This window comes from Phenylobacterium montanum (genome assembly GCF_018135625.1).
In the GTDB taxonomy this organism is placed as follows: Bacteria; Pseudomonadota; Alphaproteobacteria; order Caulobacterales; family Caulobacteraceae; genus Poindextera; species Poindextera montana.
On record NZ_CP073078.1, the window covers coordinates 2,131,699 to 2,149,211 of the forward strand.

The following is a 17,513-nucleotide window of genomic DNA, read 5'->3' on the forward strand; positions in this document are numbered from 1 at the left end:
AATCAAGCGCGCCTCGGCAGGAAACGGGCGCGCAGCCAGCGTCGCACGGGGGCATCGACCCGGCGGTCGAGCCAGGTGGCGAACCAGACCAGGAACAGCAGGAAAAGAGCGCCGATCAACAGCGCCCGCCAATCGGCCGGAACCCTGGGGCCATGCTTCAGGGCCACGCGGATCAGGTTCCCGATCGGCTGGTGCACGATATAGACGCCGTAGGAGACCAGGCCCACATGGCTGAACAGCCGGCCAGTCCAGGCGCCGGGCTCGAACCGCGCCGCCGCGATCAGCAGGGCCGGAAAGCCAAACAGCACCACCGCCAGCTCGAACATCGCCGTGGCATGGTTCGACGGCCTCCAGGCCAGAATCGCGGTCAGGGCGGCCATCGCGACCCAGGCCGCCAGCTCCGACTTCTGCTCCCGCTCACCAAAGAAGCGGAACACCAGCACGCCCATGAAGAACGAGAACGTCACCCGCGCCAGGGCGGCCCACTGGTCGGTGGCGTTGAAGCCGACGTCGAGCGAATCGTAGCGCAGCTCGGCCGCGACCACGCCCGCCGCGCCGACGGCGATGATGGCCAGCAGCACGCCGGTCTTCATGAACCTGGCGGCGGCGGCATAGAGGAAATTGGCGACCAACTCGGGCAGAAGGGTCCACACGGGCCCGTCGAGCGACGAGCCGTTGGCCTTGAGCCCCGGGAACAGGGGGATCATGAAGAGGCCGGTCGCGATGGCCTCGGCCAGCCTGACGGGGTTCCACCAGCCGCGCGGGTCGGTGACCACGGCGATGGTCGCCACCGCGACCCCGAGCAGGAGGCCGACCGCGTAGAGCGGATAGAGCCGGATCAGCCGCGTACGGACGAACTCCCAGAAGAAGCCGCCCCGCTCAAGCCTCTGGCCGTAGGCGTGGGCCACCACGAAGCCGCTGACGAGATAGAACAGGTCGACCGCCAGGAAGCTCTCGGGCACCCGGATCGGCCCGAACAGGAAGCCGACATGGCGCATCACCACCAGGAAGGCGCCGACGCCGCGCAGGCCGTCCAGGGTCTGAAACGCCCGGCGCGCCGGAGCCTTGTCCATGCCCTTCTCCCCGCTGGTCCAGCCCCCCTCGCATCGCTGCGAGTCGGTCGAACCCTGTTTTCAGAGGAGGCTAGGCTTCACCTTGACCTGGGGCAATGCGCGGTCAGGCGACGAGGTTCGCGGTCGGGGCCGCCGCCGCGCTGTCCGGGAACACCCGGCTGTCGAGGGTACGGCGATCCAGGCCCAGATGATCGCGCAGCACGCCCTTGAACACCTGGCGCACGTCGAGGGTGGGCGCCAGGTCTCGATTTTCGAACAGGGCGTCAGGCTTCAGGGTTGGCCAGTCGCCGACGATGCCGCCCCGTTTCAAGGCGCCGCCGGCGAGTATCATCGCTCCGGCGGTTCCATGGTCGGTGCCGCCGGTGCCGTTGATGTGCGCCGTGCGGCCGAACTCGGTCGCGGCCACGACCACCGTCCGGCTCCACGCCGGCCCGAGGCCCTCCTGCAGGCCGGCGACCACGTCGTCCAGCACTTGCAGATGGTTGGCCAACTGCCCCTCGGCCGCGCCCTGATTGGCATGGGTGTCAAAGCCGGTCAGTGAGATCACCGCCACCTGCGGGCCGCCCTCGGCGGTGAGGAACCGGGCGGCAGTGACGGCGAAGCCCTTGACGTCGCGCTGTCCGACGGAGAGGCCGCCCAGGGCGTCGGCGGTCGCCTCGGTCTGCATGCCTGAGGCCAACGCCGGCCCCAGCAGCGGGTCGCCCAGATAGAGCTCCTGCAGCGCCTGGGAGACCCGCGTTATGTCCGGCGTCAGCCGGCCGCCCGGCGACCATGACTGGGTCTCGATCGGCCCTTTCAGGATCAGCGGTGACTGGGCGCCGATCGAGAGGGCCTTGATCGGCCGCCCTGGCCCGGAAGCCGCCAGCGCCCGGTTCAGCCAGCCGGTGGCCGAGCCATAGAGGCGGGCGCCGCCGGTTTCCAGGAGGTCCTGGGCCTCGAAATGCGAGCGGATGCGCTCGGGGATAGCCACGGCGGGCGCGATGCGCGCCTGGCCCTGCCCAGCCAGAGCGGCGATGGTCGCGAGCTTGGGATGCAGGCCGAAATCGGCGTCCAGCTTCAGCGCCCTGTCTGCCGGGATCGCGATGGGACCGCGCAAGGCCAGATAGTCGGGATCGCCGAGGGGCGGGGCGACCGACAGGCCGTCCATGGCTCCGCGGCAGACGATCACCACCAGCTTGCGGTCGCCGGCGGGGCTGGCCGCGATCGCGGGGGCTGCCAGGAAGGTGACGCCGACGGCCCCCAGGGCCTTCAGGGCGTCTCTGCGGGAGGAATCGGTCATCGGCGTTGGAACTCCGGCGACATCAGCATCAGGGTCAGGGCTTCCGAGCGCGACTCGGCGCGGGTGATGGCCGTGGCTACGGCGGACGTCAGGCGGACGCCGAGCGCGGCCTGGGCCAGGGTCACAGGCTCGGCCGGGGCATGGGCGTCGGCGAAGCCTGCCGCCCAGGTCAGGCGCTTGACCACTGCGTCGGGCGCCGCCCAATCTGAAGCCTGCTCGGACCAGCCGTTGGGCTGCGGGGCGCTGAACGGCCGCTGGCCGAGCGCAGTCAGGGGCTGCAGCACATCGTGCGGGGCGGCGGCCGGGACGGCGCCGACCGCGCGGTAGCTGGAGACAAGGAATTCGTTCGGCGTCTTGAATTTGCGCGCCGCAGGCTCCCAGGCCTCCGGGGCGGTCACCAGACTGCGGGCGAGCTCGGCCAGGTCACCACGGCTGTCTAGGAAGCTCGTGCGCAGGCGGACCACCAAGGACGGCGGCGGCTCGTCGGCGACGAAATGAACCGCCAGTTTGCGGGCGATGTGATCGGCGGTCGCCGGATGGGCGGCGAGATCGGCAAGGATTCGACGGGCCTCGTCCTCGCCGCCGGCCGGATAGGTGCGGCCCATCACCGTCCGCGCGCCCGGCTCATGCAGCTGGGGCCGAAACAGGAAGCGGCCCTGCCGTTCGGCCGGCTCCCGCTCGCCACCGATGCTCCAGCCGGTCAGGGCGCGGGCGAATTCGGTGACGTCGGCCTGGCTGTAGCCGGCGTCGGCGCCCACCGAGTGCAGTTCCATGATCTCCCGAGCCAGGTTTTCGTTCAGACCCATCTGGCGGCGCTGGCCGGCCAGGCTGTTCGGTCCGGCCGAGCGGGCCTGGTCCAGGTACTCCAGCATCCCGGGATGGCTAGACGAGGCGACCAGAAGATCCTCGAACCGGCCGAACACGTGCGGGCGGATCGCCTCGCGCTCGAACGGGCCGACCAGCACTGCGGACTGCACCTTGACCGCCGAGACGGTGAAGTGGTTGGCCCAGAACAGGGTCCACCGCTCGCGAAACGGCGTCGCGGTTTCCGCGGCCAGCACGGTGCGGGCGAGGATTTCGTCGGCGACACCATCCAGCAGCGGCCTCAACGCCACCTTACGCTCTCGCTGCAACGGGCTCTTCGCGCGTCGCTCGCTGTCCGACATGGCCTGGGGCTCTGACGGCTCGGCAGAAGGAGCCGCCTTGGCTTCGGCCTTGACGTCCTTGACCTCGTCCCGATAGGCGAGCAGGGCCATCAGACGGTCGCGGCTGTCCGGCAGCGCGCCGGCCGGCTGATCGGCGCCGCCGGGACGGATCTGGCCTTCCAGCCAGGCGACGGGATCGGGTCTGGCCGCCGCCAGTTCACCCGGACGCGCGCCCAAGCCAAACCGCGTGACGGCTATGGCGGCGCGCAGATCGTCTGAAACACCGGCGGTCATGCAAGACTTCCCAGCTTCGCGCCCCAGAAGGAACCTAGGCCGCCAAATCGATCATTTTATGTCGCCCCTGCCACGCGCCCTGAAACCTCTGGAACCCCTAGAACCTCAGCCGGGTCGCCAGATACCAGCTGCGCTCGCTCTCCACGCCGGTGGCGCCGAGTTGGACGTTCGAAGCGCCTGAACCGAATTCCAGGTGATGGGGGTTGAACAGATTGTCGCCACGCAGCGAGATTTCGACCGTATCATTGACCGCCCAGGCCAGGCGCGCGTCCGCCTCCACATAGGCCGGCGAAGCGGGCGCCGGCAGGGGCCCGACCCCGCGCACATCGAGGCCGAAATTCACATGATGACCCAGGTTCATCATCGACTGCAGCTGGGCCTGGTATTTGGGATCGTCGCCGGCGATCTCGATCCCGCCTAGGCCGCTGGCGCCGGGTCTGAAGCGCAGGTCCTCGTGCATCCATTCGGCGCCGGCCGAGAGCCTCCACCAGTCCAGCACCTGCCAGGCGGCCCAGGCCTCCACGCCGTAGGTCTCACCCTCCATGCGATTCTCGATGATCGCCGGCAGCACGGTGACCGGAGTCAGCTCGAACGAGCGCAGGTCCTGATAGTCGTTGTAGTAGGCGGACAGCGAAAACGAGAGCCGAGGCGTCGGCTGGGCGCGATAGCCGAGGTCGTAGGCGATCAACTGCTCGCGAATGAAGCGGCCGCCGGTCAGCACCCGGATCGGTCCGGACACCTCATTGAAATCGCGGTCGAGGCGCGAAGGCGCGCGGACAGCCCGCGAGACGGCCGCCCAGACAAGGTTGGCCGGGTCGATCCGCCAGGACAGGCGCAGGGTTGGCAGGGGTTCGACGCTGCTGTAGGCGTCGTCCTCCAGCTTCAGCCCCACCACCAGCTTGACCGCAGGCGTTAGGGTGACGGTGTCCTGGGCGAACAGGTCGCCCTGGTTGAGCGTGCGCTTTTCCGGGTCGAAGAACTGGGTCAGAGGGTTCGACGGATTGCCAGGGACGATGGCGAAGTCGTCGGCCATGGCGCGGAAGCCGGCGCCCCAGACGATCTGCTGGCGAGCCCCGAGGTCGAAATTGTGCTGCGCCTCGAGGTCGTAGGTGCGCAGGGTCTCGGTAAACTCTCCCGGTGTGTGGCGCTGCAGATAGTCGTAATAGGCCTGGACCTGCACCGTGCCCTTGTCGCCTAGCGGCCGGGTCCAGCGGGCAAGCAGGTTATGCCCCGAGACGTGATCGTCGGGATTGCCCTGGGGCTGACCCTCGATTCCGGCATAGACATCGCCCTGCAGCGTCACCTGATCCTGACCCGGCGTCCAGTCGAGGCGGAAGCCGCCCTGGCGGTGGCGCCAGGCGTCGTCGGCGCTGGCGCCGGTCGCCGCGCGGCTGGCGGCGAAGTCCGAGCCGTCGACATAGGCGCGCCAGGCGAGCGAGCCCCCGATCCGCCCGCCATAGCGCAGCGCCGCATGACCGGTGCGGTCGCCGCCGCCGACCTCGACGAAGCCGCCCTGGGTGTCGGCGGCCTTGCGGGTGATGATGTTGATCACCCCGTTGACCGCGTTTGCGCCCCACAGGGTGGCGCCCGGTCCGCTGATCACCTCGATCCGCTCGATATCCTCGGGGACCACGTCCTGGGCGTCCCAATAGACCCCGTTGACGAAGGGCGTATAGACGCTGCGCCCGTCGACAAGCACCAAGAGCTTGTCGGCCGCCGCGCCATTGAAGCCCCTAGCGGTGACGGCGAAGGTCGACGCGTTGACCTGGGCCACTTGAAGGTTGGGCGCCAGGCGCAGAAGATCCGGCAGGCTCGTGGCGCCCGAGCGGACGATGTCTTCGTGGGTGATGACATAGATCGCCGCCGCGGCGTCGCTGAGCGGCTCGTAGGTCTTGGAGACCGATGAGACCTCGATCCTGGCCAGATCCTCGATCGGCATCCTGTCGAGGTCGGCGGCGGAGGGCGGCGCAGTAGCGCAGGCGGCGCCAGCGGACAGACTGGCGCAGAGGCCGGCCAGCGCCGCCTGCCAAAGGCCGATCAGATGGGTCCGGCAGATCGGCTCCGTCGCCCGGACCATCCAACCCTCCCTGTCTCCACTGTGCCAGCCAGCCTATCGCAAGTTCCAGCTATGAGGGAACAGAGATTGTGCGTCGCTTAAAGCGATATTGGTTAACAGGGTCAATCAGATGCGTCGCAGATCGACTCCCGACAGGTTGAGCCGCTGCGGCCGGCCGGCGAGGTCGCCGTCGAAGCGGGCCCGCTCCGGACTCCAGGCGTCGCCCCCGACGCGGTAGGCGCCGTCCCCAAGCCGCGTCATGGCGGTGGTTCCGCCCAGCCAAAGGCCGTCGGGGCGAGCCACGACCTCGGCCTGGCCGGTCCACGGATCGCCGCTGTCATAGACGCCGGCGAGCCGGGTCAGCGCGGGATCGACCGGCGGCGGGGCGGCGACGCCGGGCGCCTGATAGAGCCTTTCGCCCCAGCCGACCGAGCGCGCCACGCCGCCATCGACCTTGACGATCAAGCCGGAGGTCTCGTCGGCCGGCCCGACCGCCGTGAACACGCCGTCGCCGGTCGGCTGCAGGTTACGTGGGGCGCCGTCAGCCACCAGCACCAGGCCGTCGCCGGCCGGACGCAGCTCGATCGCGGCGCCGTCGGCGGCGACGAACCGCCCGGCATATTGCGACGGCTTTTCCACCAGGGTCGCCGACGGGATCGGCGGGGGCGACGGCAAGGGCCGCCCCTCCCGCACCGCCCGCATCAGATCGAGGGCATAGGCTGTGACCTGGCGCGGGCGATAATCATCCTCGGCCCGGGCGTTGACGCTGGCGAAGGCGCCGACCCCGGCGTCCGCGTCCACGTGGATCGACGAGCTGAAACTGGCCATGCCGCCGGTGTGGTGCAGGCAGGGCCGCCCGTCGACCGGGACCACGGCCAGGCCTAGGGCGTACTGCGCCTGGGGCCCGAACTCGGGCGCCTTGATCGCCGGCGTGACGAAGGCGCGGCGCGAGGCGTCCGACAGCAGGGGTTCGCCCTGCCCGCGCCCCGCCCTGATCAGCCAATGCAGATAGATCGCCATCTGACCGGCGTTGGCGGCCACGCATCCCGCGGCGTTGGCGAAGTTCAGCGGCGCGGCCGGCGCCAGCCGGCCGCCGCGGACAAACGGCCGATCGACATAGGCCGGCGAATAGCTGGCGGCGAAATGCGACTGATCGGCGACGCGGATCCGCGCGCGGGTCTCGTTCATGCTGAGCGGATCCAGCACCGCCGCCTTGAGCGCCTGGTGATATGGGACCCCATCCAGTTGCTCGACCAGATGGCCCAGCAACTCGTAGCCGGTGTTGCTGTAGGAGAACTGCGTCCCTGGCTCGAAGCCCTGCCAAAGGGTCTCGCCCCCGCCACGCGGGAAGACCGGCGCGTCGGCGGGCAGGCCGGAGGAATGGGTCAGGACGTGGCGCAGGGTGATGCGGGCATGGTCCGGCAGAGCTGCGCCGGGCAGGAGGCTGTGCAGGTCGGCGTCCAGGCTCAGCCGCCGCTCGTCAACGAGGCGCAAGAGGCGCAGAGCGCAGAACGACTTGCTGATCGAGCCGATCTGGAACAGGTGCTCGGGCCGCACCGGCTGGAGCCGTTCGACATCGGACCAGCCGGCGACGAGCACAGCGGAAAAGCCCTCGGCGTCGGCCAGCGACAGGGTCATCCCAGGCAGGCGATAGGCGGCGAGGTGGCCATCGACATAACGCTTCAGGGCCTCGATCGCCGGGCGGTAGTCGTGGCCGGCGCCCGCCGCCGAAACGGTCGCCGTAGCCGGCGGGGCGGCCTGGCGCGCTTCAGCCGGGTCGACGGCGGCGAACGCGCCTGCGAGCCCGGCGAGCTTGAGCCAGTCTCGGCGATGGACGGTCATGGATGGCGCTCCGGGGGTGAGTCTCGACTTCAGGGTCAGTGATCCCGCCGCGCTGGAGCTTGTCTAGTCCGGCAGGGCGCTGAAGGGCGTGTTCCCGATCGGATAGTCCGCCCATTCCTTGTAGTCGAAGTGCCACCACTCCTCGGCCAGCACCTGGAAGCCCTCGCGCTCCATGGCCCGGCGCAGCAGGTCGCGCGCCCAGCGCTGGCGGCTGGTTCCGCCGGCATAGGCGGCGTAGGAGCGCGGCGACATCTCGTCATAGCGGCCCGGCATCTCGACCGGCCGGCCGGTGGCGAGGTCGTAGAGGGTCAGGTCGACGGCGCAGCCGCGGTTGTGGCGCGAGCCCCTGGCCGGGTCGGCGACGAACATATGGTCTTCGGGCGGGGTGGCGTCCCAGAACATGCGGGTGACGAACCAGGGCCGGTAGGCGTCGTGCACCAGAAGACCCAAGCCCTCGGCCTTCAGCGCCTGCTGCACTCGCCCGAGCGCCTCGGCCGCCGGGCGCTGCAGATAGGCCGCGGGCCGCTCGTAAAGGGGAAAACCCATGAAATTGTCCGAGCCGGCGTAGCGGATGTCGAGCTTGATGGTCGGGTCGAAGCGGGTGATCGGAACCAGGTCCATGGCCCGCTTCGCCGGCGGCTCGGCAGGCGGGGTCGCCCTCAGGGCCGCCGCGCGCAGGGCCGCCGGATCGCCGTGCTCGCCGGCGCGGATCTGGGCTACCACCTCGGCCCCGATGTCGCGGCGCGGCAAGCGGGCGCCGTCCAGGGTGACGCTGCCGCCGTCGGCCTTCAGGCCGCTCGCACTCTCCAGGGGTTGGACATGCAGACCATGGCCGTCAGCATAGAGCCGGCCGCCGGCCTCATAGATTTCTAGAAGGTCCGTCGCCGGACCGTATTCGCCGATCAGCCGCTGCTGAGCGGCGCTCGGCGCTGGCGGTGCGGAGTCGCCCGGGAGCGCCGGCGCAGCGAATGCGGCGAGGATGCTCAGCCCCAGGATCGATCTCAGCGCCATGCCGCCCTCCGCTCGCCTTCGAGGCCAGGCATCAAAGCCGGTCGATGGCGACAGGGAAAGAGCCGACGAGCGCTCAGCCTGCCAAGGCCTGCTGCAGGTCGCGCAGGATGTCGGCCTCGTCCTCCAGCCCCACCGACAGGCGGATCAGACCATCGGAGATGCCGAAGGCATGGCGTTCCTCAGGCGTATAGGTCGAGTGGGTCATGCTGGCCGGATGCTGGATCAGGCTCTCGGCGTCGCCCAGGGAGACGGCGCGGCGCACCAGCTTCAGCCGGTTCATCATGGCCGCTCCGGCCGCAAAACCGCCGGCGAGTTCAAAGGCGATCATGCCGCCGAAGCCGGGCATCTGGCGCCGGGCCAATTCATGCTGGGAAAAGCTCTCCAGGCCCGGATAGGCGACCGTAGCAACCGCCGGATGGGCTTCCAGCATTCGCGCCACCGTCATGGCCGTCTGGCAATGGCGCGCGATACGCAGTTGCAGGGTTTTCAGGCCACGCAGGATCAGGAAGGCGTTGAACGGCGCCATGACCGCGCCGGTCATGTCCTTGATCCCCACCGCGCGCACCTGAGCCATGTCCCCGGCTCGGCCGGCGACCAAGCCGCCGATCAGGTCGCCATGGCCGCCCAGGTACTTGGTCGCCGAATGCACGACGATGTCGGCGCCGAGCGTGACCGGGCGGGTGACCATGGGAGTCGCATAGGTGTTGTCGACCACGGTCAGGGCCCCGGCGGCGCGGGCTATGGCCGAGATGGCGGCGATGTCCACCAGGCGCATGTTGGGGTTGGCCGGGGTCTCGAAATAGACGATCCGGGTCGCCGGCGAGATCGCCGCCTCCAGCGCTGCCGGATCGGTCAGGTCCACATGGGTGATCCTGACCCCGAACCGCGCCAGGCCGTCCCGCATGAAGGCGAAGGTGCAGCCGTAGAGGGTGACGTCGGTGATCACCTCGTCGCCGGGCCGCAGGAAGGTCCACATCACCGCGGTGATCGCGCCCATGCCCGAAGCCGTGGCCAAGCCCGCCTCGGCCTCCTCCAGGACGGCGATGCGGCGCTCCAGAAGGTCCGTCGTCGGATTGGCGATGCGCGAATAGATGTAGCCGGCCGCCTGCCCCGCAAATAGCGCCCCGCCCTGCTCGGCCGTGTCGAAGGCGAAGGTCGAGGTCAGGTGCAACGGCGGGGTCAGCGCCCCCTGCTCGTCCATCGGCTCATAGCCGAAGTGGATGGCGCGGGTGGCGAAGCCGGGCTCGTGGGGCACATCGTCGAAGGGCATTGGGGTCTCCAGGATTGAGGCGATCCTGCGCTGGTTCGCGCCGCAGATGCTTGCGAGTTCTGCCACTCTGGAGATATCTATTGGCAGATCCTGCCAATATGGAGGTCCCATGGACGCCAAGGACCGTCAGATCATCCGCGAGCTGCAGAAGGACGGCCGCCTGACCAACCAGGAGCTGGCCGAGCGGGTGAACCTGTCGCCCTCGCCATGCCTCAGGCGCCTGCGCAATCTGGAGGCGGCCGCGGTGATCACCGGCTATACCGCCCTCGTGGACCAGAAGGCCTATGGCCTGCCGATCACTGTGTTCGTGCGCATCCGCCTGGAGCGGCATTCGGAAGAGACCATCCGCGGCTTCGAGAGCCAGATCGCCCGGCTGGACGAGGTGCTCGACTGCCACCTGCTGGCCGGCGGAGACGACTATCTGCTGCGCGTGATCGTCGCCAGCCTGGAGGCCTATGAGGACTTCATCCGCCGCAGGATCCGGGCCATTCCCGGCATCGCTTCGATCGACACCAGCTTCGCCTACGGGGTGGTCAAGCAGACGCGTGTGTATCCGGCTTGAAGGCTCGATCTCGTTTGACAACGCGCCCGTGGGGCTCTAGCCGGCTTAACAACGATAAGTCATCTGGGAGCGCTCGGACATGCACTACAAGGAGCTCAAGCAGGCCTGGGCCCAGCTGACCGCGCCGGGGGCGCCGTTCGAAATCGCCGAGGTCGAAGTCCGCGGCGTCAAGCTGAGGGCCTACAAGAACGCCCCGCCCAGCGTGCGCGAGTTCTGGCTGTCCACCGCCGCCTTCGGCGAACGCGACTACCTGGTCTATCAGGATGAACGGCTGACCTACGCCCAGGCCCACGCCCAGGTGGCGGCCGTGGCCAACTGGATGCTGCGCCAGGGGGTCAAGCCGGGCGACCGGGTGGCGATCGCCATGCGCAACTACCCGGAATGGCTCTTGATCTACTGGGCCTGCGTCTGCGTCGGCGTGGCGGCCGTGGGCATGAACGCCTGGTGGGTCGCCGACGAGATGGAATACGCCCTGCAGGATTCGGCGCCCAAGATCCTGTTCCTTGACCGTGAGCGCCTGCAGCGCGTGCATGAGCGGCCGGCCATGGCCGAGGGGATCAAGCTGGTCGGGGTGCGGATCGAGGATGCGCCCGCCGGGCTCACGCCCTGGGCTGAGGTCGTCGCCACGGGCGGCCCCCTCCCTGAGGTCAAGGTCGACCCCGACGACGACGCCTGCATCTTCTACACCTCCGGCACCACTGGCCGGCCCAAGGGCGCCCAGCTGACGCACCGCGGCTGCATCAACAACCTGTTCAACCTGGTGTTTTCCGGACAGTCCCAGGCTCTGGCGACGGCATTGGGCACGGGCGTTCCGATCGACCCGAACGCGCCGGCGCCGATCCCCGTGGCCCTTCTGACCACGCCACTGTTCCACGTCACCGCCAACAACTGCGGCGCCTATCTGGTCACCGCCGCCGGCGGCAAGCTGGTCCTGATGTACCGCTGGGACGCCGGCGAGGCCCTGAGGCTGATCGAGAAGGAGAAGGTCAGCGCCATGAGCGGCGTGCCGGTGATGTCGCGCGAACTGCTCACCCACCCGGACTTCGCCAAGACCGACACCTCCACCCTGCTCTCGCTCGGCGGCGGCGGCGCGGCGCTGCAGCCGGACCTGGTGGCCAAGATCGACGAGCAAGTGGCCACCGCCCGGCCCAACACCGGCTACGGCATGACCGAGACCTGCGGCATCATCACTTCGGTCTCGGGCGACCTCTTCGTCGGCAAGCCGGCCAGCTGCGGCCCGGCCATGCCGAACTTCGAGACCCGCATCGTCGGCGACGACGGCCAGGAACTGCCGCAGGGCCAGGTCGGCGAGCTGTGGGTGCGCGGCGCCCCGGTGATCAAGGGCTACATCAATCGCCCGGACGCCACCGCCCAGTCGATCACCGACGGCTGGCTGCATACGGGCGACGTGGCCCGGATCGACGAGGACGGCTTCATCTACATCGTCGACCGCAAAAAGGACATGGTGCTGCGCGGCGGCGAGAACGTCTATTGCGCCGAAGTCGAGGCCTGCGTGCACCACCACCCGGCGGTGGCCGAGTGCTGCGTGTTCGGCGTGCCGGACACGCGCCTGGGCGAGGAGGTGGCCGCCGCCATCGTCCTGCGGCCGGGGCAGGAACTGCACGTCGAGGCGCTGCGCGAGCACTGCGAAGCGCACATCTCCAAGCACAAGATCCCGCGCTACGTCTGGTTCCTCAAGGACCCGATCCCGCGCAACGCAAACGGCAAGTTCCTCAAGCGCGAGCTGCGCGAGACCCTGAAGCTCGACGACGCCCAGGCGGTCCTCGTCTGACGCCGGCTGACCCCCGCCTCACTGGCTGAGGTGGGCGGTGGCCACGGCCTTTTCGAACAACTGGGTCAGGGCTCCAGTGATATCGCCCCCGGTATCGACCTCGAAATAGAGGCCAGCCGATGCGCAGTTCTGGGCGTCGGTGGCGATACTGGGTTGGAACGGCTTGATATTGCTGTTGTAGAAGCTGTTGGTCGGCAGTGGATTGTAGGTCAGATAAAGGAAGGCGATCCGGATGCCTCGGTTCTTGATCGAGCTGCACCAGGTCGACTTGGTGCCCATCGGAGCCATGATCCGGCTGCTGCCCGACCCATAGTCGTCGACGCCGTCGCTGACGATGAACAGCACTTCCTGCGGGGTGTCGCCCTTGTTGCTGGTGCCGGACCCGGGGTTGGGCATGACGGAATTGGCGCTGGACAGACCGGTCTCCAGATAGGAGTCCTCGTCGTTGTTGCAGGTGGTCTTGGTCACGCAGCTCTGATTGTAGACCTGCAGCGCGCTGAGGTTCGCGGCCGAGGTCTGGGCCGTGGTCAGGTTGCTGGTCAGGGCCTGCAAGGTGTTGAAGCTGTAGTCGATCGTATAGATCGCCGCGCGATAGGTGGTGTGGTTCTGGCTGGCCGTGGTCGCCGCCGTGCTCATCAGGCTCTGGACCGCCTGGTTGACCAGGTCGATGCGCAGACTCACGCCCAGGCAACGGGCCAGCGAATAGTTATCCTCGCCGCCGCTCGGGAAGCTCTTGGTCCCATTGGTGCAGGTGACGTTCGACGGGTTGCCAAGATTGTCGCCCGCCGGGTTGACCTCGTGGCAGCCGAAAGCGCATCCGCCCTGCGAAGACGTGTAGGACACCATGGTGCTGATGCCGGTCGTGGAGGACGCGATCTCCATCGAGGGAGATGTGTCGAGCAGCAGGTAGAAGTCGATCTGTGGCGACAGGCTGGAGGTGGCGGTCGACGAGCCCTGGATGGGGATCGAGTTCATGCCGAGGACGCCGCTGAAGATATTGGTCGAATTGGCCGAATAGCTGACCGTGACGGTGCGGTTCAGGCTGGTGCCCGAGGCTTGGTCTGTGGCGGTGACCGAGATGTTGTTGGGGTTGTAGGTCACCTGGCCGATGGTCGACAGCTGGGCTGAGAACATGTTCGAGGCCGCGGTCTGCGCCGCCGTCGAGTTCTGCGCCATCATGTTCGGCGTCACCCCCGCCAGGGCGGCTGCGTCGGCATAGCCGTTGATCTGGTCCTGGCGCCGCTTGGCCATGGTGTAGTCCACACCCATGCCGAGGGCGAACAGCAGCGGGATCATCGCAAAGGCGGTGATGATCGCCACATTGCCGCGCCGGGCCGTAGCCAGGCGGCGGGCGAAGCCGCCGGCGCGGTCGAGAAGTCTGGGCTTTGTGGTCATCAGCCTGTTCGCCTCAGCCGGTATAGGAGATCGAGGTCGACTGCCGCGGCAGCATGTAGATTTGGTCGGTCATCGGGATCGAGCCGATGAAGGCCGAGCCGATCGACGGGGTGTAGGTGTAGGTGGTCTTGACCAGAATATAGCTGGTGCTGGCGGTGACCATGCCGCTGGGCAGGGTGTAGGCGGCGCCGGCGGTCAGGGCCGTGGCCCCATTGTAAGGCACGCTCCAGCTGACCGTGGCGTGGCTGCTGGCGTCGGTGCTGATCTCGGACACCACGATGGCCACCCCGCTGGTGGAATAGGGCGCCATGATCTGGGCCGAGGCCGCCTCGACGCTATTCACGTCGTTATACGACATGGTGGTGTACTGGGCGGTGATATTGGCCAGCTCGACCGTGGTGTCGCTCAGCTTGCGATAGATCGCGACCGCCTGAGACACCTCGAACCCGCCGAGATAGAGCAGCAGGTAAACGGGCATCAAAAGGGCGAATTCGACGGCGGCGACGCCGCGCCGGTCCCTCAAGGCCGCCCACAGTCTGCCGCGCCGGCTCATCCGTAGGGCTCGTTCTTGAACACCGCGGTGCCGACCAAGAGGCGCGAGCCGTTAGACTGGTTGGCCAGGCCCGGCATCAGGGGCGCGGCGATCACTGGCCAGTTGTACATCACCCGCACGATGACGATGTCGCCGGCGTTGCCCGGCGAATATTTCCAGGTGTTGGTGGCCACGCCGGAGGCGTTGTAGGTCAGGCTGAGCGGCGCGGTGGCGATCGCCGAGAAGGTCGATCCCGACTCCACGTCGACCATGATGTTGCTGCAGGTGAAGACCGGCGAGGCGTAACCGCAGACGGCGTTGGTGAACTGGGCCTGGGTCAGGCCCGAGGTCTGGGCCGTTCCGGTCATCAGCTGTCGCGCCGCCTTCAGCGTCACCGACTGCAGGGCCTCGTCATAGGCGAAGATGATCGCCGTCTGCAGCGAGGCCAGGATGATGCCTACCAGCGGGGTGACCAGCATGGCGAACTCGACTGCCGTCGCGCCGCGTTCGGCGCGCCGGAATCGGGAGACCAGCCTGCGTAGGGCCAAGCGCATGAGCGGCCGGGGCGCCTCTTCTTGTCCCGATCGGCTCGCCGCGGCCGCGACAACCCTGCGGGGTTTCAGTCGCCCGATTAATACCCAGGCCCAGTTAACAACCTCTAAGGCGGGCCCGCTGACTGGCTTGGCTATCGCCCAAAGCGGCGCTTTAGCTGGGTATGATCGCCTGTGGATCAGCCGAGCTCGACCGGACGGCCGTGCGGCGTGCGGCGGTAGGCCTCGGCCCAGTCGGCCTTGCGCTGGGCAAGGGCGGCGGCGGGCGCGAGGCCACGGGCCGTGGCCAGCCGCTCCAGCGCCGCCAGCCAGTGCTGGTAGTACCCGGTCCCATCGTCGGGCTGCCCCCGCGCCTCTGCCTCGGCCAGCTCCTGGGACAGGGCCTCGGCCCACTCCGCCCAGGTGAAGGCGCCGGCTTCGTAAAGCCCTACGACCAGGGCGAAGGCCTGAGCCTGCCAGGGCTCGGCGAACACCGGCCCCTCGGCGTCGGACGGCAGACGAAGCGCCTTCAGGGCGACGGCGTCAGGCCGGCTCAAGATAGTCCTCCCAGAGGTCGAGATAGACCGAACCCTTGAAGGCCGCGTCCGCGCCCCACAATTCGCCCGCGTCGAACCGCACCTGATAGAGGGGCTGGGGCTGTTCGCCGTGGCCATGGGCGTTGGCGTCGGGAAAGACGTGCGCCCCGTGGCGGCGCGAGACCTCGCCCAGATGGCCGCGGGCGTAGCGCGGCAAGCGGGTGTGGCCGGTCGGGTTGATGTTGCGCGCCCGCACCCGGTCGCCGGGCGTAAACCGCGGCGCCCTGCCGCTCTCCCGCTCGGTCGGCCCGCCACGGGCGAGGACGCCGGGCACGCGCTCGGCGGTCAGCGGCGGATCCAGCCTGGCGGCGCCGGCCGCCGGCGACCCTCGCTTGAGCTCCTCGCGGGTAACCAGATCCTCCTGCACCATCAGCTCGATCAGGGCGGTGATCCATTTCTCGTAATAGCCGAGGGCGAGATAGGTGGGCCCAGGTATCCGCTCGCGCTGATGCCGCGAGCGGTCGATATTCCACCGTCCCCAGGCGCCGGCCGCCAGGGTCAGGGCCAGGGCCCGCGCTTCCCAGGGTTCATGGAACAGGGGCTCGTCGACCTCGGGCGCAATGGGGCCGAGGCCATGCATGCCACCCATGTCGTGGACGCCGTTCATGCGGGGGACCTGGCCAGGGCCACGCCGATCATGGAATCGCGGCTGACCAGTTCGGCCAGGGCGTCCTCATCCAAACCCTCGCTTCCGACCGGGCGCTCGGGAATGACGAGGTAGCGGATCTCGGCGGTAGAATCCCAGACTCGGATCTCGGTCTCCTCGGGCAGGCTCAGGCCGAACTCGGCCAGCACGCCGCGGGGATCGATCACCGCCCGCGAGCGGTAGGGCGAGGACTTGTACCAGACCGGCGGCAGGCCCAGCACGGCCCAGGGGTAACAGGAGCAAAGGGTGCAGACGACCATGTTGTGCACCGTGGCCGTGTTCTCGACCGCCACCATGTGCTCGCCCTGGCGCCCGCCATAGCCCAGCTCGGCGATGGCCGCTGTGGCGTCGTCGAGCAGCCGTTCGCGATAGGCCGGATCGCTCCAGGCCTTGGCCACCACCCGGGCGCCGTTGCGCGGGCCGACCTTGTGCTGGTAGGTCTCGATGATAGCGTCCAGGGCGGCCGGGTCGACCAGCCCCTTCTCGACCATCAGCGACTCCAGCGCCTTCACGCGCAGGGCCCAGTCCGACGGCGGCTCCTGGCCGCGGTCGTGATCATGATGGTGATGATGATTGTGGCCGTCGTGGTCGTGCATGGTGCTTCTCTATGAGCGTGGCCAGTCGCCGGCAAGCGTCAGGCGAGTTCGACCGCCGCCAGGCCGAGCTCCTCCAGGAACGGCTCGGCATAGAGCACGCGGCCGGTCATGGTCTTCGGGTCGGCCTTGGACAGTTGATAGACCGCCTCGGCGATCACCTTGATCGGCTGCACCCGGTCCTTGGTGTGCTCGTTGATCAGGCCGTGCACCGCCACGCCGGGCGTATCCACCAAGCCCGGCGAGACAACGTTGACGGCGATGCCCTCACTGTGGACCTCCGACGCCAGGCCGGTGGTGAACCGCTCCAGCGCCGCCTTGCACATGCCGTAGACCGTGCCGCCGCGGAACGGGCCGTAAGGTTGCTTGGGATGGATTCCGGCGGGCGAGGAGATGTTGACGATCCAGCCCCGACGCCGCTCGCGCATGGCCGGCAGCACCAATTGCGACAGATGGAAGGGCGCATGCACCTGCACCTCCAGCATCAGGGCGAAACGCTTGTCGGTGAAATCCTCGACCGGCATGAAATATGTGATGGCGGCGTTGTTGATCAGGATGTCGATCGGCCCCAGGGCGGCGACCGCTTCCTGAACCAGCCGCTCGCGCTCGGCCGACTGGGCGAGGTCGGCCTTGATCGCCACGGCCTCGCCGCCGATGTCGCGGATGTGACCGACGGTCTCGGCCAGGGTTCCCGGCAGGCGGCTCTCGCCCTCCTCCGCCGTGCGGGCCGAGACGGCGATGCGGGCGCCTTCCATAGCCAGGCGGGTGGCGATCGCCGCGCCTATGCCGCGGCTGGCGCCGGTGACCAGGGCGGTTCGGCCCTTCAGGGCGCCGTTTGGGTTCACGTGGGCTTGGCTCACGGCGCGCTCCTTTTTTCAGTGAACGCCGATATGTTGA

Annotated in this window: 16 protein-coding genes; 2 read left to right on the plus strand and 14 right to left on the minus strand. The window is 68.6% G+C overall.

Translation table 11 applies throughout. The features are described 5' to 3' along the window. Positions 1–2: 2 nt before the first annotated feature. The 7 genes from KCG34_RS09530 to KCG34_RS09560 form a co-directional block, all read right to left on the minus strand. A complete protein-coding gene (locus KCG34_RS09530; RefSeq protein WP_211940129.1) occupies positions 3–1,073 on the minus strand; it encodes an acyltransferase family protein in 1,071 nt (356 codons plus the stop codon). Between the two features lie 103 nt (positions 1,074–1,176). Next, complete coding sequence (locus KCG34_RS09535) at positions 1,177–2,352, minus strand: DUF1501 domain-containing protein (RefSeq protein WP_211940130.1); 1,176 nt, start codon at positions 2,350–2,352, stop codon at positions 1,177–1,179. Beyond that, positions 2,349–3,791, minus strand: a complete 1,443-nt coding sequence (locus KCG34_RS09540; RefSeq protein WP_211940131.1) for a DUF1800 domain-containing protein — start codon at positions 3,789–3,791, stop codon at positions 2,349–2,351. The genes KCG34_RS09535 and KCG34_RS09540 overlap by 4 nt, the downstream gene beginning before the upstream one ends. Before the next feature lie 97 nt (positions 3,792–3,888). After that, on the minus strand, positions 3,889–5,868 hold the full coding sequence (locus KCG34_RS09545) for a TOL_0244 family TonB-dependent receptor (protein ID WP_211940132.1): 1,980 nt from the start codon (positions 5,866–5,868) through the stop codon (positions 3,889–3,891). A gap of 105 nt (positions 5,869–5,973) precedes the next feature. Continuing rightward, on the minus strand, positions 5,974–7,689 hold the full coding sequence (locus KCG34_RS09550; RefSeq protein ID WP_211940133.1) for a serine hydrolase domain-containing protein: 1,716 nt from the start codon (positions 7,687–7,689) through the stop codon (positions 5,974–5,976). A gap of 63 nt (positions 7,690–7,752) precedes the next feature. Next, on the minus strand, positions 7,753–8,700 hold the full coding sequence (locus tag KCG34_RS09555; RefSeq protein ID WP_211940134.1) for a M15 family metallopeptidase: 948 nt from the start codon (positions 8,698–8,700) through the stop codon (positions 7,753–7,755). A gap of 73 nt (positions 8,701–8,773) precedes the next feature. After that, positions 8,774–9,970 carry a methionine gamma-lyase gene (locus tag KCG34_RS09560; protein ID WP_211940135.1) on the minus strand — a complete coding sequence of 399 codons (1,197 nt, stop codon included), beginning with the start codon at positions 9,968–9,970 and terminating at the stop codon, positions 8,774–8,776. Between the two features lie 109 nt (positions 9,971–10,079). Between KCG34_RS09560 and KCG34_RS09565 the strand changes: the two genes are divergently transcribed. Continuing rightward, positions 10,080–10,532 carry an Lrp/AsnC family transcriptional regulator gene (locus KCG34_RS09565; RefSeq protein ID WP_211940136.1) on the plus strand — a complete coding sequence of 151 codons (453 nt, stop codon included), beginning with the start codon at positions 10,080–10,082 and terminating at the stop codon, positions 10,530–10,532. A 79-nt stretch (positions 10,533–10,611) separates the two neighbouring features. After that, positions 10,612–12,324 (plus strand): class I adenylate-forming enzyme family protein, encoded by a 1,713-nt coding sequence (locus tag KCG34_RS09570; protein WP_211940137.1) that lies wholly within the window; start codon positions 10,612–10,614, stop codon positions 12,322–12,324. A gap of 18 nt (positions 12,325–12,342) precedes the next feature. Here KCG34_RS09570 and KCG34_RS09575 read toward each other — a convergent pair whose 3' ends face one another. From KCG34_RS09575 to KCG34_RS09605, 7 genes are all read right to left on the minus strand, one after another. After that, complete coding sequence (locus tag KCG34_RS09575; RefSeq protein WP_211940138.1) at positions 12,343–13,719, minus strand: pilus assembly protein TadG-related protein; 1,377 nt, start codon at positions 13,717–13,719, stop codon at positions 12,343–12,345. Positions 13,720–13,732: 13 nt separating this feature from the next. Next, positions 13,733–14,272, minus strand: coding sequence for a TadE/TadG family type IV pilus assembly protein (locus KCG34_RS09580; RefSeq protein ID WP_211940139.1), 540 nt, complete (start codon positions 14,270–14,272; stop codon positions 13,733–13,735). After that, the gene (locus KCG34_RS09585; protein ID WP_211940140.1) at positions 14,269–14,805 is read right to left on the minus strand and encodes a TadE/TadG family type IV pilus assembly protein; all 537 of its coding nucleotides are present in this window, start codon (positions 14,803–14,805) and stop codon (positions 14,269–14,271) included. The genes KCG34_RS09580 and KCG34_RS09585 overlap by 4 nt, the downstream gene beginning before the upstream one ends. A 176-nt stretch (positions 14,806–14,981) precedes the next feature. Next, positions 14,982–15,338: a nitrile hydratase accessory protein gene (locus KCG34_RS09590; RefSeq protein ID WP_211940141.1), complete on the minus strand. Its 357-nt coding sequence runs from the start codon at positions 15,336–15,338 to the stop codon at positions 14,982–14,984. Beyond that, entirely contained in the window at positions 15,325–15,984 is a 660-nt protein-coding gene (gene nthB, locus KCG34_RS09595) for a nitrile hydratase subunit beta (RefSeq protein WP_211940142.1), read from the minus strand. The genes KCG34_RS09590 and nthB overlap by 14 nt, the downstream gene beginning before the upstream one ends. After that, positions 15,981–16,619 (minus strand): nitrile hydratase subunit alpha, encoded by a 639-nt coding sequence (nthA, locus tag KCG34_RS09600; protein ID WP_211940143.1) that lies wholly within the window; start codon positions 16,617–16,619, stop codon positions 15,981–15,983. Before nthA ends, nthB begins: the two co-directional genes overlap by 4 nt. A 38-nt stretch (positions 16,620–16,657) precedes the next feature. Then, complete coding sequence (locus KCG34_RS09605; protein ID WP_211940144.1) at positions 16,658–17,476, minus strand: SDR family NAD(P)-dependent oxidoreductase; 819 nt, start codon at positions 17,474–17,476, stop codon at positions 16,658–16,660. Between the last annotated feature and the right edge of the window lie 37 nt (positions 17,477–17,513).